General features: G+C 68.6%; 27 protein-coding genes and 2 pseudogenes. 20 read left to right on the top strand and 9 right to left on the bottom strand.

Annotation, left to right across the window (positions count from 1 at the left end; genetic code table 11):
• The 5 genes and pseudogenes from ADL01_RS30780 to ADL01_RS30760 all read left to right on the top strand — a co-directional run.
• Nucleotides 1-247: pseudogene (locus tag ADL01_RS30780) on the top strand (S-(hydroxymethyl)mycothiol dehydrogenase); the annotation flags it as partial.
• A pseudogene (locus tag ADL01_RS30775) lies at nt 247-775 on the top strand (MBL fold metallo-hydrolase). The pseudogenes ADL01_RS30780 and ADL01_RS30775, both read left to right, overlap by 1 nt.
• A 288-nt stretch (nt 776-1,063) precedes the next feature.
• The gene (locus ADL01_RS30770; protein ID WP_053745287.1) at nt 1,064-1,426 is read left to right on the top strand and encodes a bifunctional 3-phenylpropionate/cinnamic acid dioxygenase ferredoxin subunit; all 363 of its coding nucleotides are present in this window, start codon (nt 1,064-1,066) and stop codon (nt 1,424-1,426) included.
• Nucleotides 1,423-2,589 carry an NAD(P)/FAD-dependent oxidoreductase gene (locus ADL01_RS30765; RefSeq protein ID WP_053745286.1) on the top strand — a complete coding sequence of 389 codons (1,167 nt, stop codon included), beginning with the start codon at nt 1,423-1,425 and terminating at the stop codon, nt 2,587-2,589. Before ADL01_RS30770 ends, ADL01_RS30765 begins: the two co-directional genes overlap by 4 nt.
• 164 nt (nt 2,590-2,753) lie before the next feature.
• Nucleotides 2,754-3,881 (top strand): aromatic ring-hydroxylating oxygenase subunit alpha, encoded by a 1,128-nt coding sequence (locus ADL01_RS30760; protein WP_053745285.1) that lies wholly within the window; start codon nt 2,754-2,756, stop codon nt 3,879-3,881.
• Nucleotides 3,882-3,960: 79 nt separating this feature from the next.
• On the opposite strand, the gene ADL01_RS30755 is transcribed toward ADL01_RS30760, so the two are convergent.
• Entirely contained in the window at nt 3,961-4,707 is a 747-nt protein-coding gene (locus ADL01_RS30755; protein WP_053745284.1) for an IclR family transcriptional regulator, read from the bottom strand.
• A 201-nt stretch (nt 4,708-4,908) separates the two neighbouring features.
• Here ADL01_RS30755 and betA point away from each other — a divergent pair, with 201 nt between their 5' ends.
• The 4 genes from betA (at nt 4,909) to ADL01_RS30735 (ending at nt 8,252) form a co-directional block, all read left to right on the top strand.
• The gene (gene betA / locus ADL01_RS30750; protein WP_053745283.1) at nt 4,909-6,588 is read left to right on the top strand and encodes a choline dehydrogenase; all 1,680 of its coding nucleotides are present in this window, start codon (nt 4,909-4,911) and stop codon (nt 6,586-6,588) included.
• A gap of 3 nt (nt 6,589-6,591) precedes the next feature.
• Nucleotides 6,592-7,428, top strand: a complete 837-nt coding sequence (locus ADL01_RS30745; protein ID WP_053745282.1) for a methylenetetrahydrofolate reductase — start codon at nt 6,592-6,594, stop codon at nt 7,426-7,428.
• A gap of 150 nt (nt 7,429-7,578) precedes the next feature.
• Nucleotides 7,579-7,833, top strand: coding sequence for a type II toxin-antitoxin system VapB family antitoxin (locus tag ADL01_RS30740; protein WP_053745281.1), 255 nt, complete (start codon nt 7,579-7,581; stop codon nt 7,831-7,833).
• On the top strand, nt 7,833-8,252 hold the full coding sequence (locus tag ADL01_RS30735) for a PIN domain nuclease (protein ID WP_053745280.1): 420 nt from the start codon (nt 7,833-7,835) through the stop codon (nt 8,250-8,252). The genes ADL01_RS30740 and ADL01_RS30735 overlap by 1 nt, the downstream gene beginning before the upstream one ends.
• 94 nt (nt 8,253-8,346) lie before the next feature.
• Here the strand turns inward: ADL01_RS30735 and ADL01_RS30730 are convergent, their stop codons facing one another.
• Entirely contained in the window at nt 8,347-9,468 is a 1,122-nt protein-coding gene (locus tag ADL01_RS30730) for a DUF4037 domain-containing protein (RefSeq protein ID WP_053745279.1), read from the bottom strand.
• A 332-nt stretch (nt 9,469-9,800) separates the two neighbouring features.
• A complete protein-coding gene (locus tag ADL01_RS30725; protein WP_053745278.1) occupies nt 9,801-11,126 on the bottom strand; it encodes a helix-turn-helix transcriptional regulator in 1,326 nt (441 codons plus the stop codon).
• Nucleotides 11,127-11,316: 190 nt separating this feature from the next.
• Here ADL01_RS30725 and ADL01_RS30720 point away from each other — a divergent pair, with 190 nt between their 5' ends.
• A complete protein-coding gene (locus tag ADL01_RS30720; RefSeq protein ID WP_053745277.1) occupies nt 11,317-11,775 on the top strand; it encodes a glycine-rich domain-containing protein in 459 nt (152 codons plus the stop codon).
• A gap of 128 nt (nt 11,776-11,903) precedes the next feature.
• The gene (locus tag ADL01_RS30715) at nt 11,904-12,584 is read left to right on the top strand and encodes a class I SAM-dependent methyltransferase (RefSeq protein WP_159049690.1); all 681 of its coding nucleotides are present in this window, start codon (nt 11,904-11,906) and stop codon (nt 12,582-12,584) included.
• 306 nt (nt 12,585-12,890) lie between these two features.
• Here the strand turns inward: ADL01_RS30715 and ADL01_RS30710 are convergent, their stop codons facing one another.
• Complete coding sequence (locus ADL01_RS30710; RefSeq protein ID WP_053745275.1) at nt 12,891-13,190, bottom strand: hypothetical protein; 300 nt, start codon at nt 13,188-13,190, stop codon at nt 12,891-12,893.
• 261 nt (nt 13,191-13,451) lie between these two features.
• On the opposite strand from ADL01_RS30710, the gene ADL01_RS30705 reads away from it, so the two are divergent.
• Together ADL01_RS30705 and ADL01_RS30700 are read left to right on the top strand one after the other, a co-directional pair.
• Nucleotides 13,452-14,120, top strand: coding sequence for a Type 1 glutamine amidotransferase-like domain-containing protein (locus ADL01_RS30705; RefSeq protein WP_053745289.1), 669 nt, complete (start codon nt 13,452-13,454; stop codon nt 14,118-14,120).
• Nucleotides 14,121-14,288: 168 nt separating this feature from the next.
• Complete coding sequence (locus ADL01_RS30700; RefSeq protein WP_053745274.1) at nt 14,289-15,152, top strand: RCC1 domain-containing protein; 864 nt, start codon at nt 14,289-14,291, stop codon at nt 15,150-15,152.
• A gap of 311 nt (nt 15,153-15,463) precedes the next feature.
• Here ADL01_RS30700 and ADL01_RS30695 read toward each other — a convergent pair whose 3' ends face one another.
• Genes ADL01_RS30695 through ADL01_RS30685 form a run of 3 tightly spaced genes read right to left on the bottom strand, consistent with a single transcriptional unit; the run spans nt 15,464 to nt 16,744 of the window.
• A complete protein-coding gene (locus ADL01_RS30695; RefSeq protein WP_053745273.1) occupies nt 15,464-15,673 on the bottom strand; it encodes a DUF397 domain-containing protein in 210 nt (69 codons plus the stop codon).
• Nucleotides 15,674-15,698: 25 nt separating this feature from the next.
• A complete protein-coding gene (locus ADL01_RS30690) occupies nt 15,699-15,908 on the bottom strand; it encodes a DUF397 domain-containing protein (RefSeq protein WP_053745272.1) in 210 nt (69 codons plus the stop codon).
• Complete coding sequence (locus ADL01_RS30685; protein WP_053745271.1) at nt 15,905-16,744, bottom strand: helix-turn-helix domain-containing protein; 840 nt, start codon at nt 16,742-16,744, stop codon at nt 15,905-15,907. Before ADL01_RS30685 ends, ADL01_RS30690 begins: the two co-directional genes overlap by 4 nt.
• Before the next feature lie 169 nt (nt 16,745-16,913).
• On the opposite strand from ADL01_RS30685, the gene ADL01_RS46795 reads away from it, so the two are divergent.
• The 4 genes from ADL01_RS46795 to ADL01_RS30675 all read left to right on the top strand — a co-directional run bounded on the left by ADL01_RS46795 (nt 16,914) and on the right by ADL01_RS30675 (nt 19,668).
• On the top strand, nt 16,914-17,108 hold the full coding sequence (locus ADL01_RS46795; protein ID WP_420719752.1) for a hypothetical protein: 195 nt from the start codon (nt 16,914-16,916) through the stop codon (nt 17,106-17,108).
• On the top strand, nt 17,105-17,266 hold the full coding sequence (locus ADL01_RS45530) for a hypothetical protein (RefSeq protein WP_199834970.1): 162 nt from the start codon (nt 17,105-17,107) through the stop codon (nt 17,264-17,266). The genes ADL01_RS46795 and ADL01_RS45530 overlap by 4 nt, the downstream gene beginning before the upstream one ends.
• Nucleotides 17,263-18,408 carry a methyltransferase domain-containing protein gene (locus tag ADL01_RS30680; protein WP_053745270.1) on the top strand — a complete coding sequence of 382 codons (1,146 nt, stop codon included), beginning with the start codon at nt 17,263-17,265 and terminating at the stop codon, nt 18,406-18,408. Before ADL01_RS45530 ends, ADL01_RS30680 begins: the two co-directional genes overlap by 4 nt.
• A 297-nt stretch (nt 18,409-18,705) precedes the next feature.
• A complete protein-coding gene (locus ADL01_RS30675; RefSeq protein ID WP_053745269.1) occupies nt 18,706-19,668 on the top strand; it encodes a class I SAM-dependent methyltransferase in 963 nt (320 codons plus the stop codon).
• Nucleotides 19,669-19,872: 204 nt separating this feature from the next.
• On the opposite strand, the gene ADL01_RS30670 is transcribed toward ADL01_RS30675, so the two are convergent.
• Together ADL01_RS30670 and purU are read right to left on the bottom strand one after the other, a co-directional pair.
• Nucleotides 19,873-20,154 carry a hypothetical protein gene (locus ADL01_RS30670; protein WP_053745268.1) on the bottom strand — a complete coding sequence of 94 codons (282 nt, stop codon included), beginning with the start codon at nt 20,152-20,154 and terminating at the stop codon, nt 19,873-19,875.
• Between the two features lie 39 nt (nt 20,155-20,193).
• Nucleotides 20,194-21,075 (bottom strand): formyltetrahydrofolate deformylase, encoded by an 882-nt coding sequence (purU, locus tag ADL01_RS30665; protein ID WP_053745267.1) that lies wholly within the window; start codon nt 21,073-21,075, stop codon nt 20,194-20,196.
• A gap of 299 nt (nt 21,076-21,374) precedes the next feature.
• Here purU and ADL01_RS30660 point away from each other — a divergent pair, with 299 nt between their 5' ends.
• Genes ADL01_RS30660 through ADL01_RS30650 form a run of 3 tightly spaced genes read left to right on the top strand, consistent with a single transcriptional unit; the run spans nt 21,375 to nt 25,983 of the window.
• The gene (locus tag ADL01_RS30660; protein ID WP_053745266.1) at nt 21,375-22,850 is read left to right on the top strand and encodes an aldehyde dehydrogenase family protein; all 1,476 of its coding nucleotides are present in this window, start codon (nt 21,375-21,377) and stop codon (nt 22,848-22,850) included.
• A gap of 20 nt (nt 22,851-22,870) precedes the next feature.
• Nucleotides 22,871-23,965 (top strand): quaternary amine ABC transporter ATP-binding protein, encoded by a 1,095-nt coding sequence (locus ADL01_RS30655; RefSeq protein WP_053745265.1) that lies wholly within the window; start codon nt 22,871-22,873, stop codon nt 23,963-23,965.
• The gene (locus ADL01_RS30650; protein WP_053745264.1) at nt 23,962-25,983 is read left to right on the top strand and encodes an ABC transporter permease; all 2,022 of its coding nucleotides are present in this window, start codon (nt 23,962-23,964) and stop codon (nt 25,981-25,983) included. The genes ADL01_RS30655 and ADL01_RS30650 overlap by 4 nt, the downstream gene beginning before the upstream one ends.
• The last annotated feature ends 3 nt before the right edge of the window (nt 25,984-25,986 follow it).

Genomic DNA, 25,986 nt, shown 5'->3' with positions numbered 1-25,986 from the left:
GCCGACGCCGGAGATGAAGCTGGAGCTCCCGCTGATCGACGTGTTCGGGCGGGGCGGCTCGCTGAAGTCGTCCTGGTACGGCGACTGCCTGCCCTCCCGTGACTTCCCCATGCTCATCGACCTCTACCTCCAGGGCCGCCTCCCGCTGGACGCCTTCGTGACCGAGACCATCGCGCTCGACGACGTGGAGAAGGCGTTCGAGCGGATGCACGGCGGCGACGTCCTGCGTTCGGTGGTGGTGCTCTGATGGCCGACGCCCGCATCGAACGCCTGGTCACCTCGGGCACCTTCTCGCTCGACGGCGGCACCTGGGACGTCGACAACAACGTGTGGATCGTCGGCGACGACCACGAGGCGATCGTCATCGACGCCGCTCACGATGCCGACGCCATCGCGGCGGCCGTCGGCGACCGGCGTCTGACCGCCATCGTGTGCACCCACGCCCACAACGACCACATCGACGCGGCCCCCGAACTCGGTGCTGACCGTCGCCGGGGTGGAACTGACCGTGCTGCACACGCCCGGCCACGCCCCGGGCGCGGTCTGCCTGTACGCACCCGCCCTGGGCGCCCTCTTCGGCGGCGACACGCTCTTCGCGGGCGGCCCCGGCGCGACCGGCCGCTCCTACTCCCACTTCCCGACCATCGTCGACTCGATCCGGGACCGGCTGCTGACCCTGCCCGGCGACACGGTCGTCTACACCGGGCACGGCGACACGACCACCGTCGCCACCGAGGCCCCGCATCTCCAGGAGTGGATCGACCGCGGGTTCTGATCGGCCGGTCCGCTCAATATCCCTGCCCGGGGACCGTCCGGTCCCTGCCTGATCCCTGTCCGATTCCTGCCCCGTGCTTGCCCGATGCCTGTCCGAGCTGCTGCGACGCGCTCGTTCCGGCATCGGGCTCGCTTGGTTTCGGGTTGTGCAATGTGCTTCGTGTTGTTCAGAGCGCAACGCACACCCATGGCTCATCCCGGCCCCTGGACTTCTTGACAAGGGTTCTGGGCGCCCTCAAACTGACGTTGCGCTTACCGCAATCCGTTTCGCTATACGCACCGAGGTGTCATGATGATTCCCGCGTGCCGTCTCGTGGATCTTCCGCGAGGTGAGGCCTTCCGGCTCGACATCGACCCGCCCGTCTCGGTGTTCCACACCGACGACGGCGAGGTCTTCGCCATCGACGACACCTGCACCCACCAGGATGCCTCGCTCGCCGACGGCTGGCTGGAGGGCTGCGAGGTGGAATGCCCCCTGCACGCCTCGAAGTTCGACCTGCGCACCGGCGCGGTCGACTCGCCGCCGGCCAAGCTGCCGGTGCGGACGCACGAGGTCGTCGTCGAGGACGGCATGGTCTACGTACGGGTGTCCACGGACGCCCCCAACCTGCCGCCCTGCATCGCCTCCCGGCTCGCCGGGGGTCCCGCGTGAGAACAGTGGCCGTGGTGGGCGCCTCGCTGGCCGGACTGTCGGCGGCGCGCTCACTGCGCAACCAGGGCTACGACGGGCGGCTGGTCGTCATCGGCGACGAGACCCACCGCCCGTACGACAGGCCGCCACTGTCCAAGGAGTTCCTGGCCGGAACCCTCGGCGAGGCGGATCTCGGACTGGAGACGGACGGCGAGGACCTGCGCGCCCAGTGGCTGCTGGGCACCCGCGCGACCGGCCTCGACCGCACCGACCGGTCCGTCCGCCTCGCCGACGGCCGGGACATCCGCGCCGACGGCATCGTCATCGCGACCGGCGCCGCCGCCCGCACCCTGCCGGGCGCCGACGGCCTGACCGGCGTCCACACCCTGCGCACCCTCGACGACGCCCGCGCCCTGCGCGACGAACTGGCCCGCGGTGGACGGCTGGTGGTGATCGGCGGCGGGTTCATCGGCGCCGAGGTCGCCTCCACCGCGTACGCCCTCGGCCTGGACGTGACGGTCATCGAGGCCGCCCCGACACCGCTCGCCGGCCCCCTCGGCGAGACCATGGGAGCCGTCGTCTCCGGCCTCCACACCGACCACGGCGTACGGCTGTTGTGCGGCGTCGGGGTCAAGGGACTGAGCGGAGAGGGTCACGTCGAGGCGGTTCTGCTGGCCGACGGGCGCAGTGTTCCCGCCGACATCGTCGTCGTCGGGGTGGGCGCGCGGCCCTGCGTCGACTGGCTGGCGGGGTCAGGCGTCGACCTCGAGAACGGCGTCAAGTGCGGCGCCGACGGCCGCACCAGCCTCGCCGGTGTGGTCGCGGTCGGCGACTGCGCCAACTGGTACGACCCCCGGGTGGGCGCCCATCGCCGGGTCGAGCACTGGACGGGCGCGCTGGAGCGTCCCGCTGCCGCTGTGGCGACACTGCTGGCCGGGGGTGCGGTGGAGACGGGGGTGCCTCGGCCGCCGTATTTCTGGTCCGACCAGTACGGGGTGAAGATCCAGTTCGTCGGTCATGCGGGGGGCGCTGACAGTGTGGCGGTGGAGGAGGGTGCTGTCGGTGACCGTAACGTCCTTGCCGTTTACCGGCGGGCCGGGGAGCCGGTTGCCGTTCTTGGGATGAATCAGCCTCGGCTGTTTGTGCGCTGGCGCAAGCAGTTGGCTGCGGCGGGGGTGCGGTGAGTCTGGCTGCGGGCCGGTGGGGGCTGGTCGCGCCCCGCGGCGGAGCCGCAAATCGATACAGCCCCGCGCCCCTGTCGGGTGCGCCCCTGCGGGGTGCTACCCGCCCAGCGTGCTGTCCAGTTGACGGATCCTGACCACCACGACGTTTCTCCGAGGAGTGCACCGTGACCTCGAACAGCCTGCCCGACAGTCTGATCGCCACCCTTCCCGGCTCCTCCTACACGGACGCGGGGATCTTCGAGCAGGAGCAGGAGCGCATATTCGAGACCATGTGGTTCTGCGTCGCGCGCGCGTCCGAACTGGCGAAGCCCGGCGCCTTCCGGACCGTCGACGTGGGCCGCGAGAGCATCCTCGTGACGCGGGCGCGGGACAACTCGATCCGCGCCTACTTCAATGTGTGCCGGCACCGTGGCGCCAAGCTCTGTACGGAGGAGGCAGGCGAGGTCAAGCGGGCCTTCCAGTGCCCGTACCACGCCTGGACGTACGGCCTGGACGGCAAGCTCGTCGCCGCGCCCAACCTCACCAAGATGCCGGACGTCGGGCGTACCGAGTACGGCCTGGTCAGTGTGGCCGTGCGGGAATGGCTCGGCTATGTCTGGGTGTGCCTCGCGGAGAACCCGCCCTCCTTCGAGGAGGACGTCATCGGCGAGGTCATCGGCAGGCTCGGTGACGTCGAGTCGATCGAGCACTACGACATCGACAACCTCTCGGTCGGCAAGCGGATCGTCTACGACGTGCAGGCCAACTGGAAGCTCATCATCGAGAACTTCATGGAGTGCTACCACTGCGCCACGATCCACCCTGAACTCACCGAGGTGCTCCCCGAGTTCGCCGACGGCTACGCCGCCCAGTACTACGTCGGGCACGGCGCCGAGTTCGGTGGGGAGATCCAGGGGTTCACCATCGACGGCTCCGAGGGCCTGGACCGTATCCCCGGTGTCGCTGAGGACCAGGACCGCCGCTACTACGCGATCACGATCAAACCGCAGGTGTTCATCAACCTCGTACCCGACCATGTGATCTTCCACCGCATGTACCCGGTGTCCGCCGACCGTACGATCGTCGAATGCGACTGGCTGTACCTGCCGCATGTCGTCGAGAGCGGCAAGGACGTCAGCCGGTCCGTGGAACTCTTCGACCGGGTCAACCGCCAGGACTTCGAGGCCTGCGAACGCACCCAGCCCGGCATGAGCTCCCGCCTGTACGCGAAGGGCGGCGTCCTGGTGCCGAGTGAGCACCACATCGGCGCCTTCCACGACTGGGTGAACGAGCGCCTGGGCACGAACCCCTGAGCGGGCGCCCCGCAGGGGCGCAAGCGATAGGGGCGCGGGGAACTGCGCGACCAGCCCCCACCGGCCCGCACCCGCCGAACTACCCCAGATACCCCATCCGGTGACTGATCTCCGCCGCCCCCTTCACCAGCAGCGGCGACAGCTCATGCAACCGCTCGATGGTGAACCGGTAGGAAGGCCCGGACGCGCTCACCGCCGCGACAACCGCCCCGGTGTGGTCCCGAATCGGCGCCGCCATCGCATGCAGACCGATCTCCAACTCCTCCTGCGTCCACGCATACCCCCGCTCACGCGCCTCCGCGAGATCCTTCTCCAGCTTCGTCCGCGCGGTGATCGTGTGCGGGGTGACCTTTTTCAGGCCGGCCCCGTTCAGCAGCGCGGCGCGCTCCTTCGCGGGCAGGTGGGCCAGCAGGGTCTTGCCGCTGGAGGTGGCATGCAGCGGGGTCAGCTGGCCGACCCAGTTGTACGCGCTGACGGCTCCCGGGCCGCGTGCCTCGAACAGGTTGACGGCGTAGTGCTCCTGCAGCACCGCGATGTTCACGGTCTCGCCGATGTCCTCGGCGAGCTGCTCACAGACCGGGCGGCCCTGCTGCGTGATGTCGATACTGCCCGTGACCGCGCCGGCGAGGCGCACGATGCCGAAGCCGAGACGGTACTTGCCGCGTTCGCCCGCCTGCTCCACCAGGCCGCGTGCCTCCAGTGCGCCGAGCAGCCGGAACGCGGTCGATTTGTGAACATCGATCTCGGCAGCGACCTCGCTGACGCCTGCCTCGCCGCGCTGGGCGAGAATCTCCAGAACGCTGATCGCGCGGTCGACCGACTGCACTCCGCCGGCCTGTGATGTGGACGTTTCGGTGTCTGTGCTGTGGTTGCTCACAGCGAAACTATACGCGCAGTAAACAACACCACTGCAAGTAACAGATCGGAAATCAAGTCCTTGCATGTTGCGCGTCCCGCAACCTGGTGCGTATAGCGCTACTGGATTAGCATGCCTGGCGTATCTACGGCGCGAGCGAGACGAGAGATCATGGCTCCCCTGCAATACGACTTCGTCATCGTCGGCGGCGGATCGGCCGGCAGTGCACTTGCGAACAGGCTCTCGGCGGACCCGGCGAACCAGGTGCTGGTCCTGGAGGCGGGCCGGTCCGACTACCCGTGGGACGTCTTCATCCAGATGCCCGCGGCGCTGACCTACCCGATCGGCAGCCGCTTCTACGACTGGAAGTACGAGTCCGAGCCCGAGCCCCACATGGGCGGCCGGCGCGTCTACCACGCGCGCGGCAAGGTGCTCGGCGGCTCCAGCAGCATCAACGGCATGATCTTCCAGCGCGGAAACCCCATGGACTACGAGCGCTGGGCGGCCGACGCCGGCATGGAGAGCTGGGACTACGCGCACTGTCTGCCGTACTTCCGGCGCATGGAGAACTGTCTCGCCGCCGACCCCGACGACGAGTTCCGCGGCCACGACGGCCCCCTCGTCCTCGAACGCGGCCCCGCCACCAACCCCCTCTTCGGCGCCTTCCTCAAGGCCACCGAGGAAGCCGGCTACGCGCCCACCGACGACGTCAACGGCTACCGGCAGGAGGGCTTCGCCAAGTTCGACCGGAACGTCCACCGGGGCCGCCGGCTCTCGGCGTCCAAGGCGTACCTCAAGCCCGTACGGAAGCGGCCCAACCTCACGGTGAAGACGCGCGCGCTGGTCACCCGGGTCCTCTTCGAGGGCAAGCGGGCCGTCGGTGTCGAGTACCAGCGGGGCAAGGGGGCGCCCCAGCAGGTCCGCGCCAAGGAGGTCATCCTCTGCGGCGGCGCGATCAACTCCCCGCAACTGCTCCAGCTGTCGGGCGTAGGCAACGCCGAGGAGCTCAGCGCGCTGGGTGTCGACGTCGTCCACGACCTGCCCGGCGTCGGCGAGAACATGCAGGACCACCTGGAGGTGTACGTCCAGTACGCCTGCAAGCAGCCCGTGTCCATGCAGCCGTACATGGCGAAGTGGCGCGCCCCCTTCATCGGCCTGCAGTGGCTGTTCCGCAAGGGACCGGCGGCCACGAACCACTTCGAGGCCGGCGGTTTCGCCCGCAGCAACGAGGACGTCGACTACCCCAACCTGATGTTCCACTTCCTGCCCATCGCCGTCCGCTACGACGGCTCGTCCCCGGCGGGTGGCCACGGCTACCAGGTGCATGTCGGTCCCATGTACTCCGACGCCATCGGCTCGGTGAAGATCAAGAGCAAGGACCCGCGCGAACACCCGGCGCTGCGCTTCAACTACCTGTCCACCGAGCAGGACCGGCGCGAGTGGGTCGAGGCGATCCGCGTGGCGCGCAAGCTCCTCAACCAGCCGGCCCTTGCCCCCTACAACGACGGCGAGGTCTCGCCCGGCCCGAAGGTGGCGACGGACGAGGAGATCCTCGAATGGGTCGCCAAGGAGGGCGAGACGGCGCTGCACCCGTCCTGCACCTGCAAGATGGGGCCCTCGGCGGACGAGATGGCCGTCGTCGACCCCGAGAGCATGCGGGTGCACGGGGTGGAGGGCCTGCGCGTCGTCGACGCCTCCGTCATGCCCTACGTCACCAACGGCAACATCTACGCGCCGGTGATGATGATCGCCGAGAAGGCCGCCGACCTGATCCTCGGCAAGCAGCCGCTGCCGGCCTCCAAGGCCGCGTACTACCGCCTCCGCGACGCCGACACCCCGCAGGCCGGGTAGCGGGTGGCTGCCTCAGGACTCCGGACGCTGCTCGGTCGCGTCCGCTACGAGGTGCTGCCCGCGAAGGCGACCGAGGACAAGGTCCTCGCCCACGTTCCGCGCGACATCGTGGTCACGGTCACGGCGTCGCCGGTCAAGGGCCTGGAACCGACCCTCGACCTCACCGGCCGCCTGGCGGCGCACGGTTACCGCGTGGTCCCGCATGTGCCGGCCCGGCTGCTGCGGGACGACGCGCACCTCAAGGACGTCGTCGACCGGCTGCGGGAGACGGGCGTGGACGACGTCTTCGTGCCGGCGGGCGACGCGGATCCCCCGGCCGGGTCGTACGAGGGTGCCCTGCCGGTACTGCGCAGGCTCGGCGAGCTGGGCAGCCCGTTCACGCACATCGGCGTCACCGGATACCCCGAGAGCCATCCGCTCATCCACGACGACGTCACCATCCAGGCCATGTGGGACAAGCGCGAGCACGCCACGTACATCGTCAGCAACCTGTGCTTCGACGCGCGCGTGCTGGGGGAGTGGGTGGGTCGGGTGCGGCGCCGGGATGTCGCGTTGCCGGTGTACGTCGGGGTCGCGGGTCCCGTACAGCGGGCGAAGCTCCTCTCCATGGCGACGAAGATCGGCGTCGGCGAGTCGACACGCTTCCTGACCCGGCACCCCCTGTGGTTCCTGCGGTTCGCGGCGCCCGGCGGGTACTCACCGGAGCGGTTGCTCACGGCGGCGGAGGGGGCGCTGACGGCGCCCGGGGCGGGGGTGGCGGGCTTGCACCTGTTCACGTTCAACCAGGTGGAAGAGACGGAACGGTGGCGGCAGGGGTTGCTGGAGCGAGTGGGGGGCTGAGGGTCGTATCGGGGGCGGCGCGGGCGGGGTGAGCGTTACTGAGCTCACTGCTGGCGAGCCCCCGGCACAGGCAGATCCCCAAAACGATATCTACTTTCATCGCTCGATGCTATCGTTTTTGGCAGAAGCATTGGCGAAGGGATCATCCGCATGGCCAGAACCGTCATCGACCTCGACGAAGACATGGTCATCGAAGCCATGCGCATCTTCGGCACCAAGACCAAGGCCAAAGCTGTCCGCCTCGCCATGGAGGACGCCGTCAAGAGGCACCTTCGGCAGGAGGGCTTCGACGCCATCGAGGCTGGTGAGCTCGACTTCAGCGAGATCGTGGAGAACACCGGCCCCCGCAACGCCGACGGTTCCCTCAAGCACACCGGCGACGGCGACGGAGGCCGGGCTGCCTGATGCGGGACCGCTACCTGATCGACAAGTCCGCCCTGGCGCGCTGGACGAAACCGAACGTCAAGGAGGTGCTCAAGCCCTTGCACGAGCGCTACCTCCTCGCGGTGTGTCAGCCCACCGAGCACGAGATGATCCACTCCGCACGGGACAGCTCGGAGGCGACCCGGATCAGCACCTGGCTGCACGCCTTCGACTACCTCCACACCGACGACCACACCTTCGCCCGCGCTCTGGAAGTCCAGCGCCACGCCCTCAACGCGGGCTTCCACCGCGCGCTGTCCCTCCCGGACCTGCTGATCGCCGCCACGGCGGAAGCGCACCGGCGGACAGTCCTCCACTACGACGGCGACTTCGACATGATCGCCTCCCTCACCGGCCAACCCACCGAATGGGTCGTACCGCCCGGCACCGCCGACCGCTGAGCAGGTGTTCCGCCTGCCCGCCGCCCACATGGGCCCGCCCTGTCAGAAGGTGTCGAATCCGCTGGTCTTGACGGAGGTCGGCCGTCCGCTGCCCCTATTGCCTCGAAGCGGAGTTTTCAGGGGGAGAGCTGATCGTTGCGCGGGTGGCCGCGCGGGTCAGTTCTGGACGGCTGAGGACGTCGGTGCTGTCGATGAACTGGTCGACAGTGCCGATCGTCGGCAGGGCGCGGATGGCCGGGTCGGTGATGTGGGTGGTCAGTGCCCTGGCGAAGCGTTCGGCGTGCAGGACCTGAAACGGCCTGTCGTGGTAGGGGCGTGTGGCGGGGTCGACGCGGTCGGTGAGGCCGAGTTGGTTGTGTGTGGCCGCGACGGTCTCGTAGGCGCGGGCGAGGTGATGTTCGCGGGTGGGCCAGTCGGTGGCGGCGAGGGCCGCGGTGAGGACCGGGGTGAGGGTGGGTGCCTGGGGGGTACGGGCGAAGGCGCTGCCGGTCCATTTGCCGTAGGGCGGGTAGCGGCGGTCCATGAGCAGGCAGAGCCGCATCAGGTCGCGCACGAGTCGGGCGGCGACGACGGCGGAGCCGAGTTCGTCGCCGACTTCGCCGCAGCGCCCGACGAAGGCTTCTTCCTGGGCGATGCGTTGCCACTGGCAGGCGAGGAGGTGGAGCCAGAGATCGTGCGGGTACCAGTCGAGGGCGGTTCGGGCCGGTACGAGGTGGCCGAGCCCGTCGTGGAAGACGGCACCGGCGGTGACCTCGGCGAGGCGCTGGGTGGGGGTGGCCAGCCAGTCCGTGAGGGTGATGTCCTTGCCCGGGTCGAAGCCGAGTCGCGCGGTGAACCAGGTGCTCGGGTCGGTGACTTCGACCCGGTGCCGCACCGGCCCGTCGGTTGTCCGCATGACGCCGATGCCCGATTCGCCAAGGGGGGCGAAGTGCGTCGGGTAGCCGCTGAAGGTCTTCGGCAGGCGTTCGGAGAGCAGTGCGGTGATCCTCGTACCGTGACGGGTGACGTCCTGCGGGTGCAGGAAGACCTGCAGACGGGGCCCCCACTCGTGGTCGGCGGAGCGGGCGGTGTCGAACCCGAGGACTTCCGAGCCGCTGCCGATACGGGCGGCGGAGTGCACCGCCCCGGGAACGGCCTCGTCCAACAGAGGCCGTACGGCCTCGAGGTAGAAGCGACGCGAGAGTTCCAGTCCGGGGACGAAAGACGGCGTGGTCATGCTGAGGAGGGTGCCGGATCGGCGCGTGACCGGTCGAAGGCTTTTCCCCTCCCGGCGGGCCGCCATGGTCGACCATGTGTACGGTCGGCCCGATCCGCCTACGGCAACTACCAGCCGCCCGGCAGCAGAAGCCGACCGCATCCATCCGTACGCGCCTTGGCGCCCGAGCTGGTGGATGGTCCAGCTGGCCGCGCGCCAGGACTAGGTGTACTGACCCGTGAGGTTGGGGACGCGGCTGGCGGGTGGTTGCCTCCTGAAGGGCGGAAGCCAGGGCAAGGCCCGGGGATTCGCACCTTGCGCAGGTCGATCATCCAGGGCACGGGTGCTCTCACTCACCCCGGCCTGTGCGATGCCTGGCCGCCAGGAGCGCCTGACACCACGGCGGTGAGCTCCCGCACGCCGGCCGTGCGGGGATGCCGGGCGGACAGGTCCGCGATGATCTGTCCGATCGAGGACCGGTCCCGTACTTCACCGGGGCTGACTCGGGCCGCGGCCAGCAGTTCGGTCGCGGTCTGTTCCGGCTTACCCAACTGCCACCAGGCGCGTGCGAGGTCGGTGTGCATGCGGCTTCGGCGCTCGGCGGTCGCGAACTGCTCGGGCCGCAGATTGCGGCCGGCTTCGAGTGCCGCGCCCGCGTCGCCGAGCGCCCAGTGCACGCCCACCGCGTACAGGTCGACGGCCGCACCGGTCAGCGGGAACAACCGCCCCTCAGGCGCCTGCTGCGGAAGCCGGCGCCCGGCACGGTGTGCTTCCTGGATCATTGCGAGAGCCTGGTGCCGGTCTCCGGCCACAGCAGCCGTGTACGAGGTGGTGCACAGCATCTGTGCGTACGCGGCGGCCTGCGCCGATGTCGTAAGCCCGGTGGACTCCACGTCTTCGGCGGCTTTCAGCATCAGGCGCTGGGCGGCTGCGGGCTGGTCCTGGTGGCGCAGGACGATCGCCAGCTCGCGGGCGGCCGCTGCGGCGACGAGTGCGGAGCCAGACAGGTCCGCGTACGTGATGCTCCGGTCGGCGGTCAGTCGGGCCTGCTGATAGCGGCCGAGCTTACTGAGCAGCTGAGAAGCCAGGGTGTACGAGACAGAGAGCCTCGCGTAGCCCAGTTCCGTGCGCGACCGGGCAGCGAGATGACCGTCACCGAGTAGCCCCGGGAGCTTCCCGGCGAGCTCGGCGTGTCGACCACCGTCGAACAGTGCGCGGGCATCAGCGAGTTGGGAGTCGAAAGAGGAAGTCCTGCCACTGGGTTCGGGTGTTCCGGCGAGGGCGTCATCTACTCCGAGGAGTAGATGGGCGGGGACTGCTGCCCCGGCTGCTGCGAGCAGAGTGCGGCGGCGCATGGGGTCCTCCTCGGCGTCACACGGACCGTCCGGCGCCACTCTAGTGGCGGCGAGGACCCCGGTGCCGGTAATGCCGAGTGCTTCCGTCAGGACGTGTGACGGCACCCCTACCGTGTGAGCTGCCTGCCTGAGCAGTTCGAGGTCGGCGACCCGGCACCGTGTCTCCAACCGCGACACGGTGGCAGCCGAGCACCCCAGCCGGCCGCCGAGGTCGGCCTGCCGCCAGCCGCGCTGGACACGGCCCATGCGGACGAGGCCTCCGGGCGCGCGTCGTTCGATGAGCGTGCGGGCCTGCGTTGACGTCCATAACGGATCGCTGGGCATGTTGCCCTCCACACGCCACGAGACGGGGGCTATCACCGTAGAGGGGACATACCGGGGCCGTCGAGGGCGTATGCACGATCTGCAAACGGCTTGCACAGACGGGGAATTGACCACCACGACGCTCTGCGAGGTGGTGCCCTTCCCATAGTGCCCCGCAACCCGTGGGGCCCGCAGAAGGAGGACAACAGACATGGCTATCGCGCTGGAAACCCCTGCACCGGCCACGTCCCCGTTCAAGGACCCGCACTCCTTCATCACCCCGGAGCTGTGGAACAAGCAGGTCGCGCTCCTGATGCGTGACTACCCCTACGACGAGGTCATGGCCACCCGCGTACTCGGCCAGGCGTACGCGTACCTGCTCACCGCCATGGCCAGTCGCGGCCAGGGCCTGGGCCTGACCCCCGGCCACATCGTCGACATCGGCGTCCACACGGTCATCCTCGACACCGTGGCGTACGGCGAGCTGTGCGACCGGTACAACGGCGGCGCGTTCCTGCACCACGTCCCGCTCGTCGACATGAAGGCCGACGGGTCGGTCATGCGCACCGCACACGCGATCGCGGTGATGGGCTTCGAGGTCGACCTCCCCCTGTGGCAGGCGGACGCGGCCGAATGCGGTCCCTGCCACCCGGGCAGCGACAGCCACTGACCCGCAGCCCCGGTCGGGTCCGCTCCTGCGGGGGCGGACCCGACCTCGCAGGACCGCGACCGACACCGCTTCGAGCGAATCAAGCGGGACAGCGTCGGCGATCACGGAAAGCCCACGAGGATGGGACTGTGACTCTCTCCCCATCCTCAACAGTCCCCACAGACAACCCGCACGGCATCGTGGATCGCTTCCACTGGGACTGGTATCAGCGCGCGGAGCCCGGGCCCGATCTCCTCGGCGACATCGCGGACCGGGTCGTGGTGGAACTCGGCGCAGGCCCCGGACGACAGGCCGCCTACCTCGCCCACGTCCACCTGCCCGCCCGCGTGGTGGCCGTCGACCGCGACCCCGCCCAGCACCGTCGCGGTCGTGAACGCTTCGGGGACATCTCCCGACTGGAGCTTGTACACGACGACGCAGTCAGTTACATGGCCAGGCACCCCGGAGTGTTCGACGTCGCGTACTGCGTCTTCGGCGCCCTCGATTTCACCGACCCCAGCACCTTGCTGCCGGCGATCGCCGACGGACTGCGGCCCGGCGGGCTGCTCGTCTTCTCCACCCTCGCGCACTACCGCCACGGCAGCCCTCCCGAGACGGAGCCCCGGCCCGCCGAGATTCCCACACGCCGGCCGGACGGTACACCGGCCACCATGCTGCGCTGGGTCCTCGACATTCCGGTGTGGCACAAGCTCTGCGACGAGCACGGCTTCGAAACCGTCCATACCGAGGCCATCCACGACCCGGGCAGCACACACGAACCACCCATCGCCACAAACGTGTTCCGTGCCGTACGACGAAGGGCAGCCTAGGAGTTGTCAGCTGATTGGCAGGACTCGGCGGTCTTGTCGTAGCGGGTCTGGTCGGCCGGCTCGGGGATGGTGTGGCTGACGCCGCGGCGTCGCAGCCGGGTCCGTATCGGGCGGAGAGGTAGCCCAAAGCGCATCTGATCGGACGGCCAACTGCCCGCGACCATCAGGGATCGAATCGTCTCTGCCGGGCATCGAAGCAGACCCGTCCCGTCGAGCCGCAAGGCTCTGCACGGGCGCTCCGGTGTTCAAGTTCCGGGACAGGGTCTTCCCGCTCGACCCCCGTGCACGGGCCGGAGTTACGCCGGATCAACTCTCGTCCGGGTAGTCCCACTCCAAGTCGATGTGGGCCTCGGGCGCAGTGGCACGGATCGCCTGGGAAACGTCGGACTCGAACTGCTCGGACCACTTTGCGAACCCGCTGATGATGATCGCCCCGTGTTCGCTGCTTGTCAGGACCTTGGGCGGGTCGTGAAAGACGCCCACGTACATCCACGATTCGATGCCATGGGCCTTGAAGACCTCTTCCACTGTCACTCCCACCGCGTCGGCTTCCTCGGGGGAGGCAAGATTCGTGATGTCCAAATAGAGATGAATGTTCACAGACATGTGCCCCACCTTAAAGGCGCTCGAACGTGCGAAGAGCCGACCACCGCCACTGATCCCTCGGGACGCTTGTGCGGCCCGGAGGGGGTGGCTGCGACCGAGACACGTGGTGGGTGCAAGCCGTGGGCAGCAGTTGACGATGGGCTGTGGGAGCGCCGCCGCGAGATGCTGCCGGCCGAACTGTGGGCGGCCGGCGTACTGGTGGCGGTGTCGGTGGATCCTGGGTTCGTTGCGCGCCCTCGTCAGTCGTGCTTGGCTCGCCCGATGAACTTCCTGTTGACGGCGAGTGGCCTGCGCAACGAGACGCTGCGGGATGCGCTGCGGGACATGCTGGGAAAGCCGTTCGGATCGGCGAACGTCGTGTACGTTCCCACGGCGTCAGTCGCTGAGCCCGGGGACCATGGGTGGTTCGTCGCGGACATGAACCGGCTGCACGGCCTCGGCTGGCGGGAGTTCGACGTCCTGGAGCTGAACGGCCTGCCCCGCCAGATGGTGCTCGCCCGGCTGCTCCACGCCGACGTCATCTATGTCGAGGGCGGCAACCACTACCACCTCGCGCGCAGCATCACCGGCAACGGTCTGGCTGACGGCTTCCTGGAGGCGCTGGAGAACCGGGTCTATGTGGGGGTCAGCGCCGGTTCAATGATCTTCAGCCGTCATCTCACCGGACACTCCGCCGACGTCATCGGGGACACCACGGACCTTCACGTGCTCGGCGCGACGACCGTGGAGCCGCCGTTCGGCCTCTTTGACTGGTATCTCAAGCCCCACCTGTACTCGCCGCATTTCCCCGAGCGGGACGACGCCTGGGCTGATCGCATCGCTGCGCGGGCAGATTTCCCGATCTACTTCATCGACGACGAGACGGCCGTTCGCGTCAGGGACGGCAAGGTGGATGTCATTTCTGAAGGCCGGTGGCGGCTCCATCCGTGACTCAACGCCTTGGGGGAGACCGGACAGGGTGGTGCCGCGCCAAGGGGCGCGCTGATGCGGAGCTACCGGGGAGGGCTTGGCCACCGTTACTCGCCCCGCAGGATGCGGGCGAGTTTGTAAGGTGGTGGAATCCCATGTCGCGACTCGCGCCAAGCGCAAGGAGGCGGAATGCTCGCCAATTCCTCGGCGCTGGCGGCCGGAAGGCGTCATTCCGTCGGACGGCGCTGGGACGGAACCGTTCTTGCCGTGGGCAATACCGCAGCCGCTGAATGTCGTGTCGACCGATGGGAAGACGTCGTCGCGGTGGCAGCCGGCAACGTCCATACCGCGACGAACACGGGCAAGTCTCATACGGTGGGACTCCGGTCGGACGGGACCGTGCTGGCAACGGGGTGGAATGGCGATGGGCAATGCGATGTCGCCGAATGGCGAGGCGTTACGGCCGTGGCCGCAGGCTGGCGCCGCACGCTCGGGCTACTCGCGACTGGCCGCGTGCTAGCAGTTGGCCGGAGTTCAGAAGGACAGTGCGACGTGCGGTCCTGGCGCGACATGGTCGTCGTCTCGTGCGGAGATTGGCACTCGGTCGGCGTCCGGTCGGACGGTTCCGCACGGGCCGCGGGGAACAACCGACGAGGTCAGTGTGACGTTGAAGGGTGGCGTGATCTGGTCGCCATTTCGGCCGGGTATCTCCATACCGTCGGCCTCAGAGCTGACGGGCGGGCAGTAGCGACCGGCGACCGGGTGACCGGGGCGTGCGACGTCGATGAGTGGGAAGACGTGGTGGCGCTCGGCGCGGGCAGCTACCACACGGTCGGGGTCACCGCGTCCGGGCGGATCCTCGCTGTGGGTGACAACAGCTACGGACAGTGCGAAGTCGGCGCTTGGCGCGACATTGTCGCCGTGGCGGCCGGTTCGACGCACACCCTCGGCCTGCGTGCCAACGGCACAGTCGTGGCCGCAGGGAACAATGCCGACAGACAGTGCGAAGTCGATGCCTGGTCCGGAATCCGGCTTCCGACCCGGACACCGTGATCAGCGTGCCCGGGTCGATGTGCCGTCAGTAGATGTCGAGGTTCGTGAAGTCGTACGTCGCGAAGTCCGGGAACGTGTAGATGTTGCCGTCCGCGAGGGCGCGGTACGCGTAATGGGGCCCCCAGGAACGGACTTCAGCTCCACCAGTCTGGTTGTTGCGAGCAGAGAGCGCGTCGATGAAGTTCGAGAGCGACCGCGTATCGCACTTGAATTGAGGCCGGCCGGCGCTGCTGTCGGCGCCGCCTGACAGTGGAAACGGCGTTACTGGGGGCTGTCGCCCCCAGACGCCCACTTCGGCCCGGCTCGGCGTGTCAGACGGTGCCGAACCCGCCGGCCTTGACGCCTGCGACGAACGTCGCGAACGAGGCGGTGGCGATGCCGAGGACGGGACCACTCGGGTTCTTGGAGTCACGGACGGGGACGATGCCGTGCGAGGCGACGAGGTTCGCGGCGACCGTAATACAGGCGCCGCCGTTGTCGCTGTACGAGGACGTGTACCAGTGCGGTGATTTGGTCGTCACGGGGTGCCCTTTCGTACTGGATTGATCAGACGGTGTCGAACTCTCCTGCTTTGACGCCTGCGACGAAGGAGGAGAAGGCGTCGGCCGGGAAGCCAAGAGCCGGTCCGGTGGGGTTCTTGGAGTCGCGGACGGGGACTATGCCGCGTGAGGCGGCGAGGTTGGCGGCGGCTTCAACGCAGTTACCGCCGTTGTTGCTGTACGAGGACTTGAACCAGCGGGGGGATTCGGTGCTCACGGGGTGCCCTTTCGTAACTGGTTGATCATGGCCACAGACGCGGTCTGGGACAGCGCTTCAGCCTGTAGTTGATGGTAGGCCGTCAGCATGGGCATCACGGACGTGCTCTCCCGGTCCAGATGTCCCTGGGCCTGGGACTCGGCGTAGCAAATCACGGATCGGTCCGCCAGTGTCAGGAGGTTCACGGGTAGATCGAACGTGCGGCGCTCGCCGATCTCGTACGGCGCCACCTGTAGCAACGTGTTCGGCTGCTCGGCGAACTCGACCAGACGCGCCAGTTGGGCTGCCATGACGGCCGCTCCGCCAACAGGTCTGCGGATGCAGCTTTCGTCCATGGCCACAAACATCATGGGCGGCCGGGGCCTCACCAGTGCCGACTGCCGCTCCGCCAGGAACGCAACGCGTTCATCCGCCTGTTCGGGCGTGATGGCGCCCCGCCGCACGGAACTGTCCGCCAACACACGTGCGTACTCCGGTGTCTGCAACAGGCCGGGGATGATGCCGATTTCGTACAGCCGGATCTCTACCGCCCGGGCCTCGTGGCCGACGTACTCCGGGAAGCCTTCCAGGAGGCTGCCGTGTCGAATCTCGCGCCACAAGCGTTCGAACGTGTCAACCGTGTCGCTAGCCCCGAAGACAAGGTCAGCACTCCGCGAGAAGCGAAGAGTTGGCATCTTGCGGCCAGTTTCCACGGCCGAGATATGCGTGCTGGAGTAGCCCATCTTCGGGGCGAGCTCTTCCTGTGTCCATCCGTGCGCCTCCCGCGACCTGCGTAGGCGAGCTCCGAAGGCCGCTTGCGGGCTGGTCTCAGGATTCAGTTCCTTGCGATTCACCATTCTCTGGCTAACTTTCCATTCGGGAACAACAAGTTGAAGAGGTTCTGACTCTAGACCACGCTGGTCTCCCCGAGTAGCGGAATGGCTACGGAGAGGAGTTGCGGTGGTCGTGCAGAACGTTCCCGCAAGTGGGCGGCAACCCGCCCGTGTTCCGGAACCGGGCACACTCATGGTGGACACCAGTGGTGAAGGCCGAGTTGGGGAGTTCCGGGGTGTCGCCGGCCCCTACTGGTCGCTGCGCCCGGTCTGCGGCGGAACGGAGTGGGACGCGGCCCCCGCGCACGTCCGCCCCGCCACACCCGCCGAGCGTCTCAGCGCACGGACTGCGCGCGAGAACGCCCGAAGCCGAGGGGAAGTCGCGTGACCGACTCCCGTACCGCCCAGACCGCCGTCTGCCGTGACTGTCAGGAACTCGACCGGGCCGAAGCCGCCGCCAGAGTCGAACGGGACGCGAGCAGAGTGACCGACTGCCGTGTGCTGCGCGCCCGGCACCAGGTTGCCGAACACGGGGAGCGATCGTGAACTGGGAGAAGAGGGCCGACACGCTCGCCGACCGGGTGGCCGACCCCGATTCCCGGTGGCGCCCGATCGTGGCGGCCGTACCCCGGCACGAGCTGGTCCCGCGTTGGTGGGACGTCGACGACTCGGGTACGTGGGTGCTCCGCAAGGGCGGTGACGACCTGGACGTATGGGGCGAAGTAGCTTACACGGACCGGTCGTTGGTCACCAGGGTCGGTGGGCTGCACGCCGACCACGCGATGCCCGGCGAACGGCCCGAAGGGGTGCCCACCTCCTCCGCCACGCCGCCGAGCATGGTCGTCCGGATGCTTCGGCACGGGCGACTCGGGGCGGGGCTGTCGCTTCTGGACCTGGGCACCGGAGTTGGCGGGCTCACCGCGTACGCGTCCTGCCGGATCGGGGACCGGTATGTGACGAGCCTGGACGTGGACCCGTACCTGACCAAGGCGGCGGCCTCCCGGCTCGCCACCATCGGGCTGTACCCCAAGTTCGTCACCGCCGACGCTACACAGCGCGTACCGGGCACGTACGACCGGATCGTCTCCACGGTCGCGCTGCCCGCCGGACCGGGCCTGCGTCCCGTACTCGCGGCTCTCGCCACGGGCGGACGGATCGCGACAACGCTCGAGCGGACCTCTCTCGTCATCACCGGCTGGAAGCATCCCGACGGTGATGTGGTGGGGCGGGTGGAACGCGACACCGCCGGGTTCATGCCCGCGCGCTCGGGGGACGACTACCCGCCCGCTCTCACCGGGTTGTTCGCCACCGCGCGAGTATCGGACGGCGACGAGACCGGCATGGGCCGCTACCCCGTGGTGGACGTGGCGAACGCGTGGGTACTGCGATCCATGCTGGAGGTCACGACGCCCGGCGTGGAACTCGCCTACGAACAGCGCGACCGGATCCGTACCGCGCTCCTCGTCCACGCCGACGGTTCATGGGCGCGGGCGTCCGCCGAGGGGACCGACCCGCCGGACGTCCACCAGGGCGGGCCGCGACGGCTGTGGACAGCGCTGGAACGCATCCGGAGCCGCCTCAACGCGGAAGGCTCGTTGCCGCTGCTCGGCGCTCAGGTCCGCATCACTCCGGACGGGCTGTGCCGTCTGTCGCGCGGAAAATGGCACGCGGTCGTGGGCGCCCCATGACGCCGCCGGGAGGCCATTGCCCCAACAGGCAGACTTCACCCGGGGCTGTCTGTGACGATGGCACCATGGACGAGGAAGCCATTGCCATTCCTCGCGTCGAGGACGCTACTGCGGCCGTCGCGTGGTCTGAGCGGCCGGCTTCGCCAAGCAACCGGCACCATCGGTTGTGATGCCCGTCCTGCTGGGCCCCGGCCGTCGCCGAGGCCCAACTCACCGCTATTGACCGGCCCATGGGGTTCCCATAGTTTCTTCGGGCCTGATCGCCTTGCTCATTCCCACGAGAGAGCGTTGTGACTTATGACAGCTGTCGATGACACGAGCCGATCGCTTCCCCACCGGCTCGACGACGTCCCGGGCTGGTTCCCCGTCCTCGACCAGATGCTCTTCAACTGGTTCCTCGGACGGCAGGAATCCGCGGACATGCGAGGCGACCTGCTGGAAGTCGGCGTGTACATGGGCAAGAGCGCGATCTTCACGGGTCGGCATCTGCAGGAGGGCGAGCACTTCACGGTGTGCGACCTCTTCGAGGGCGACGCGCCGGACGTGTCCAACCAGGCCGAGGCGACGAAGTCGTACAGCAAGCTGACCCAGCAGATCTTCGAGGACAACTACCGCTCGTTCCACGACGAGCTGCCGCGCGTCCTGGCGGGCCCCAGCTCGGTCGTGCCCGACGAGGTGAAGTCGGACTCCTGCCGGTGGGTCCACGTCGACGCCTCGCACCTGTACGAGCACGTGTACGGGGACATAGCCGCGGCCCGCGACGCGCTGCTGCCCGGCGGCATCGTCGTACTGGACGACTTCCGCTCCGAGCACACGCCCGGCGTGTCCATAGCCGCCTGGGAGGCCGTGCTCAACCGGGGGCTGCACCCCATCTGCCTGAGCACCCAGAAGCTGTACGCCACCTGGGACGACCCCGAGACCGTCCAGGAAGAGCTGCTGGCCATGCTCGAGGGGCGCGACGACTGCCACCTCAGCCTCCAGGAGGCCGCCGGTCATCGCATCATCCGCCTGAAGTCCAAGGGCATGAAGGCACCGGAGTTCCCCGTCTCCCGGCACTACGTGGAGAAGGCCCCCGAGGTGCAGCAGGCGCCGCCCAAGGCGCCGGAGCCCAAGAAGGCGGCGGTGCCCGTCGCGCACACCGGCCCCAAGCCGCTGCCTCGCCGCGCCACCCGCATCGCCTTCGACCTGCTCCCTCCCGTGGTCACCCGCGCCATACGCCGCGCACGGCGATCCGGGCCGAAGGCGCAAGCGAAGCGGTAGGGGCCGGGGCCGTCAGGCCCTGGCAGCCCAGTCGCCGTACGACCGCCGCCCAGCTCGCAGGGGCGGCGGTCGCCGTTCCCTCCGTACCGCGCCTCGATGCCCGCGATCACGCCGCCCATCTGCCCCGCGGTGAGCTCCAGAACCGAGAGCTCGACCGCCGCGCAGGGCTCGTACCGTCTGCGACCGCCTTCGGCCAACGCGCCTTCAGTCGACGGTCGTTACGTCGTCCGGTGTCCGAAACGGCCCACTCGTCCCTCGGGTTTCGAAAGCCGGATACCCCGGCAGCCGGGCCACGTCCCAGCCTCCCGCGACCTCACGCAACAACAACCGCATCGTCTCCGCGAACGCCGGGAACTTGACGATCACCGTGCCGCCACCGGCCGTTTCGCAACGCAACACAGTGCTGCGCGAGCTGCCACCCAGGTCGACCGGGCCGGACAACTCGGTATTCAACAGTTTGCCGGCGGCGCGCAAGATCGACTCCACGTCGGCATTCTGCCAGCGATACGCCTGTATACGACCGCCTCAGCGGAACACCACCGTCCGGTTCCCCTCCACCATCACCCTGCTCTCGCTGTGCCACTTCACCGCGTGCGCCAGCACCTGCGCCTCCACGTCCCGGCCCACCGTCACCAGCTCCCCGGGGTCGAGTGAGTGGTCCACCCGCACCACGTCCTGTTCGATGATCTGCCCCTCGTCCAGGTCGGACGTCACATAGTGCGCCGTCGCGCCCACGAGCTTCACGCCTCTGTCGTACGCCTGCTCGTAGGGGCGCGCGCCCTTGAAGCTGGGGAGGAAGGAGTGGTGGATGTTGATGGCCCTGCCCTCCAGCTCCTTGCACAGGTCGTCGGTGAGGACCTGCATGTAGCGGGCCAGTACCACCAGGTCGATGTCCAGCTCGCGGACCAGCTCCAGCAGCCGTGCCTCCGCCTCCGGCTTGGTGTCCCGGGTCACCGGGATGTGGTGGAAGGGGATGCCGTAGCTCTCCGCCAGGCCTTCGAAGTCGCGGTGGTTGGAGACGATCGCCGGGATCTCGATGTTCAGGCCGCCCGTGCGGCGGCGGAACAGGAGGTCGTTCAGGCAGTGGCCGAACTTCGAGACCATGATCAGGGTCCGGGTCGGCGTCGACGCGTCCCGCAGGGTCCAGGAGATGCCGTAGGCCTCGGCGACGGGGCCGAATCGGTAACGCAGGTTTTCCAGGTCCGCGTTCGGATCGGAAACATCGAAGTGGACCCTCATGAAGAAACGGCCCTGGAGCCGATCATCGAACTGCTGGCTCTCCAGGATGTTTCCCGAGTTCCGCACGAGAAAGCCGCTCACGGCGTGGACCAGTCCCGAGCTGTCGGGACACGAGAGGGTGAGAACGTACTCACTGCCAGGCGTCGGGCGAGGAAACTTGGTGGACACGTCAGCCTCCGTTGGTGCGTATTGCACAACATGGTGAGCGATACGCAACATGGTCGGCTCGGTGGCCGCTCCGGTCAAGGGCGGCCGGGCAACTGTGCCTGTGAGGGTCCACGTGGCTGTGCGCGCGACTGAGTGCGTGACTGGGCGCGTGGCTGGGCGCGCGACCGCGCATCCAGGGAGGCCTGTTGAAATCGTCATCCGTCAACTACTTGACGTATGTCTGCACATTCGCGAGGGTGTTCCACCACAAGCAATTGGGTGCACGATGCGCAACGAATTTCTGTTGAAAGGCTTGGCGCGTGGCAGACCTGTACGTGGACGGTGAATGGCGGGAGCCGGTTGCCGGCGGCCGCCGCGAAATACGATGTCCCGCCGACGGCAGCGTCGTCGCCACCGTCTCGGAAGGGACGCGTCCCGACGCCGAGGCCGCGATCGCCGCCGCCCGCCGAGCCTTCGACACAGGACCCTGGCCGCGTACTCCCGAACGGGAGCGCGGCCAGTTGCTGCTGCGCACCGCCGACATCATGGAGCGCGACGCCAAGGAGTTCGCCCGCGCCGAGTCGCTGGACACCGGCAAGCGGCTGGTGGAGAGCGAGTACGACATCGCCGACGTCGTCTCCTGTTTCCGTCATTACGGCGGGATCGGGGGTATCGATGCCGGCCGGGTGATCGACACCGGGCGCGACGACGCCGTCAGTCGGGTCGTGTACGAGCCGGTGGGGGTGTGTGGGCTGATCACTCCCTGGAACTACCCTCTCCTGCAAGCCAGTTGGAAGGTCGCCCCGGCCCTCCTCGCCGGCAACACGTTCGTCCTCAAGCCCAGCGAGCTCACCCCTTCCACCTCCGTCCTCCTGATGAAGGCGCTGGCGGAGGCCGGGCTGCCCGCAGGCGTCGGCAACCTCGTCCTCGGTGCCGGGCCCGAGGTGGGCGCTCCGCTCTCCGAGGACTCCGCCGTCGACCTGGTCTCCTTCACCGGGGGCCTGGAGACCGGCAAGCGCGTCATGGCCACCGCCGCCGCGGGCGTGAAGAAGGTGGCCCTGGAACTCGGCGGCAAGAACCCCAACGTCGTCTTCGCCGACGCCGACTTCGAGACAGCCGTCGACTTCGCCCTCACCGCCGTCTTCCTGCACTCCGGGCAGGTCTGCTCCGCCGGTGCGCGGCTCATCGTCGAGGACTCGCTGCATGACCGGTTCGTCGACGAGGTGGTGCGCCGGGCGCGGCAGATCCGGCTCGGCGGGCCCTTCGACGCCGAGGCCGAGACCGGCGCGCTGATCTCCGCCGGGCACCTGGCGAAGGTCGAGGCGTACGTCGCCGCCGGGCTCGCCGAGGGTGCCGTACTGCGCTGCGGCGGTGAGCGGCCGGACGATCCCGCGCTCGCCGGCGGCCACTACTACCCGCCCACCATCCTCGACGAGTGCACCCAGGACATGCGGGTGGTGCACGAGGAGTCCTTCGGGCCCGTACTGACCGTCGAGCGCTTCAAGGACGGGGACGAGGACGACGCCGTACGCATCGCCAACGACACCGAGTACGGCCTCGCGGGCGCCGTCTGGACGCAGGACGCCGGGAAGGCCCAGCGGGTCGCCCGGCGGCTGCGTCACGGCACCGTGTGGATCAACGACTACCACCCCTACGTACCGCAGGCGGAATGGGGCGGGTTCGGGCACTCCGGTGTGGGCCGGGAGCTGGGACCGAGCGGCCTTGACGAGTACCGAGAGCCCAAGCACATCTGGCAGAACATCCAACCCCGGCCGCAGCACTGGTTCCGCGGCTGAACGCCGAAAAGAGGTCGATCGTGACCCCAGTACAGACCGAGGTGCCGCAGCGGCGCGGCACGTCCCAGGACTCGGACGGCACGCCGGTCATCTCCGTGCGCGGCCTGTGGAAGGTGTTCGGACCGAAGGCCGAGCGGGTGCCGGAATCGGAGGAGCTGTGCGGACTCACCCGGCGTGAGCTGATGGACCGTACGGGATGCACCGCCGCCGTAAGGGACATCGACTTCGACGTGGCGCCCGGCGAGGTGTTCGTCGTCATGGGTCTGTCGGGGTCCGGCAAGTCGACCCTGGTGCGATGTCTCACCCGGCTGATCGAACCGACCGCCGGTGAGATCGTCTTCGAGGGCGAGAACATCCGCGACGCCGACGAGAAGCGGCTGCGCCGGCTACGCCGCGAGAAGTTCTCCATGGTCTTCCAGCACTTCGGGCTGCTGCCGCATCGCCGTGTTGTCGACAACGTCGCCTTCGGGCTCGAGATACGCGGGATGGGCAAGGCCGAACGGATGAAGCGGGCCCTGGAGGTCGTTGAGCTCGTCGGGCTCTCCGGGTACGAGAACTCCTACCCGGACCAGCTCTCCGGCGGTATGCAGCAACGCGTGGGCCTGGCAAGGGCGTTGGCGGGCGACCCGGAAGTGCTGCTCTTCGACGAGCCGTTCTCCGCGCTCGATCCGCTGATCCGCCGTGACATGCAGAACGAGGTCATCCGGCTGCACCACGAGGTCGGCAAGACGATGGTGTTCATCACCCACGACCTCTCCGAGGCGCTCAAACTGGGCGACCGCATCCTCATCATGCGCGACGGCAAGATGGTGCAGTGCGGGACGGGCGACGAGCTGGTGGGCGCTCCGGCCGACGACTACGTACGCGAGTTCGTGAAAGACGTACCGCGTGCCGACGTCCTCACCCTGCGCTGGATCATGCGCCCGCCGGTGGACGGCGACGACCTCGGCGGTCCCGAGCTCGGGCCGGACGTCGTGGTGCGGGAAGCCACCCGGGCTGTCCTCGCCGCCGAGAAGCCGGTCAAGGTCGTCGAGAACGGCAAGCTGATCGGCCTGGTCGGCGACGAGGAGATCCTCGCGGTGGTCGCCGGGCAGGAAGGCGGCGACAAGCGATGACCGTCGCCATGGAGAAACCCCCCGTACCGGAGCCGCCGCAGCAGGAGACGGACGCCGTGCCCGAGGCGGCGCCCGTCGCGGTCGTGCGGCGGATCAGCCGGCGGATGGTGGTCGGGGCGATCCTGGTCGTCTGGCTGGTGCTGTTCGCCGAACTGCGCGGCACGCACACCCTGCCGCTCGCGGCGGCGGACCTCACCGGGCTGCACCGATGGCTGAACGACGTCAACGACTCGATCGGCGCCGACCGCAACTCCAACCCGCTCTTCCTCTACTTCTTCAACGAGATCCGCCTGGTCATCGACAACCTGACGACCCTCGTCCAGCATCTGATCTCCCAGCCCTCCGACTCCCGGCCGCTGCCGCAGATCGGCTGGCTCGGGGTCGTCGGCATCGCCGGGTTCGTGTCGTGGGCCGTGGGCAACTGGCGGGTGGCGCTGCTGAGCGTCGCCGGGTTCGTCTTCTTCGGGCTCCAGGGGCTGTGGCAGGAGAGCATGGACACCCTGGCGCTGACGCTGTCCGCGGTGTTCGTGGCGCTGCTGTTCGCGATCCCGCTGGGCGTGTGGGCGGGACTGTCCAGCCGCGCCAACAAGATCATGACGCCGTTCCTGGACTTCATGCAAACGATGCCCACCATGGTCTACCTCGCCCCGCTGACCCTGTTCTTCCTCATCGGCGGCGCCTCCGCCACCATCGCCACCGTCGTCTACGCGGCCCCGCCGGCGATCCGCATCACCGCGCACGCCATCCGGACGGTGCCGGAGACGACCGTCGAGGCGGCCGACTCGCTGGGCGCGACCCGGTGGCAGTCACTGCTGAAGGTGCTGCTGCCGATGTCGAAGCGGACCGTCGTGATGGGCGTCAACCAGACGATCATGGCGGCCCTGGCCATGGTGACCATCGCCGCCCTGATCGACGCCCCCGGCCTCGGCAAGACCGTCTTCCAGGCACTCCAGTCGCTCGACGTCGGTACGGCCTTCAACGCGGGCCTCGCCATCGTCGTCATGGCCATCGTCCTCGACCGCGTCACCACCGCGGCGAGCGCACGGGCGGAGGCTGCCCGGCGCTCGGGCGGCCGACTCCTCGCCTGGCGGCGGCAGTTGGTGGTGGCGGGGGCAGTGGTCACAGCCGTCCTCGTCTACCTGTCGCACACCTATGTGTGGGCGGCGGAGTTCCCCGGCGAGGGCGATGTCGGCGCTTCCGTCGTGCGCGCCGCCGACTCCACGAGCACCTGGGTGCAGGACAACCTGTCAGGCCTGACCAACGCGTTCCGTGACGCGCTCACCAACGGTCTGCTCAACCCGTTCCAGAGCCTGCTCACCGACTCCCCGTGGTGGCTCGTCGGCGCGGTCCTGATCGGGCTCGGCGTGGTGCTCGGCGGCTGGCGGTCCGGCGTGACCACGGCTGTCTGCGTCGGTCTGCTGGTCGCCACCGGTGTCTGGTCGGACGCCATGACGACCCTGGCGTCCACGCTCGTCGCCACGGTCATGACGCTGCTGCTGGCCGTCGTCGTCGGCGTGTGGATGGGGCGCAGCCCGCTCGCGGACCGGGTGATCAGGCCCACCCTGGACGCGGCGCAGGTCATGCCGCCGTTCGTCTACCTCGTACCGTTCCTCGCGCTGTTCGGCGCGACCCGCTTCACCGCGATCGTCGCGGCCATCGTGTACGCGGCCCCCGTCGCCATGAAGATCATCGCGGACGGGATACGGAACGTGCCCGAGACGACCGTGGAGGCGGCCACCTCCGCCGGGTGCGACACCTGGCAGATCATCACCAAGGTCCAACTGCCGATGGCACGCGGCGCTCTCACCCTGGCCACCAACCAGGGTCTGATCTACGTGCTGTCGATGGTTGTTGTGGGCGGCCTGGTAGGCGCGGGCGCCCTCGGCTACGACGTCGTGGCCGGCTTCTCGCAGGGGCAGCTGTACGGGAAGGGGCTGGCGGCGGGGCTGGCCATCGTCCTTCTCGGAGTCATGTTCGACCGGATCACTCAGGCAGCGGCGCGGCGTACCAGCGCGTAACGC

It is taken from the genome of Streptomyces sp. NRRL WC-3618 (genome assembly GCF_001280005.1).
In the GTDB taxonomy this organism is placed as follows: Bacteria; Actinomycetota; Actinomycetes; order Streptomycetales; family Streptomycetaceae; genus Streptomyces.
This window is presented reverse-complemented; position numbering and strand designations above follow the sequence as displayed.

Coding starts and splice junctions, on each gene's coding strand:
- ADL01_RS30770 (WP_053745287.1), top strand. CDS start 1,064: ATGATGATTCCCGCGTGCCGTCTCGTGGATCTTCCGCGAGGTGAGGCC.
- betA (WP_053745283.1), top strand. CDS start 4,909: ATGGCTCCCCTGCAATACGACTTCGTCATCGTCGGCGGCGGATCGGCC.
- ADL01_RS30740 (WP_053745281.1), top strand. CDS start 7,579: ATGGCCAGAACCGTCATCGACCTCGACGAAGACATGGTCATCGAAGCC.
- ADL01_RS30735 (WP_053745280.1), top strand. CDS start 7,833: ATGCGGGACCGCTACCTGATCGACAAGTCCGCCCTGGCGCGCTGGACG.
- ADL01_RS30730 (WP_053745279.1), bottom strand. CDS start 9,468: ATGACCACGCCGTCTTTCGTCCCCGGACTGGAACTCTCGCGTCGCTTC.
- ADL01_RS30725 (WP_053745278.1), bottom strand. CDS start 11,126: ATGCCCAGCGATCCGTTATGGACGTCAACGCAGGCCCGCACGCTCATC.
- ADL01_RS30720 (WP_053745277.1), top strand. CDS start 11,317: ATGGCTATCGCGCTGGAAACCCCTGCACCGGCCACGTCCCCGTTCAAG.
- ADL01_RS30710 (WP_053745275.1), bottom strand. CDS start 13,190: ATGTCTGTGAACATTCATCTCTATTTGGACATCACGAATCTTGCCTCC.
- ADL01_RS30705 (WP_053745289.1), top strand. CDS start 13,452: ATGAACTTCCTGTTGACGGCGAGTGGCCTGCGCAACGAGACGCTGCGG.
- ADL01_RS30700 (WP_053745274.1), top strand. CDS start 14,289: ATGCTCGCCAATTCCTCGGCGCTGGCGGCCGGAAGGCGTCATTCCGTC.
- ADL01_RS30685 (WP_053745271.1), bottom strand. CDS start 16,744: ATGGTGAATCGCAAGGAACTGAATCCTGAGACCAGCCCGCAAGCGGCC.
- ADL01_RS46795 (WP_420719752.1), top strand. CDS start 16,914: ATGGTGGACACCAGTGGTGAAGGCCGAGTTGGGGAGTTCCGGGGTGTC.
- ADL01_RS30675 (WP_053745269.1), top strand. CDS start 18,706: ATGACAGCTGTCGATGACACGAGCCGATCGCTTCCCCACCGGCTCGAC.
- ADL01_RS30650 (WP_053745264.1), top strand. CDS start 23,962: ATGACCGTCGCCATGGAGAAACCCCCCGTACCGGAGCCGCCGCAGCAG.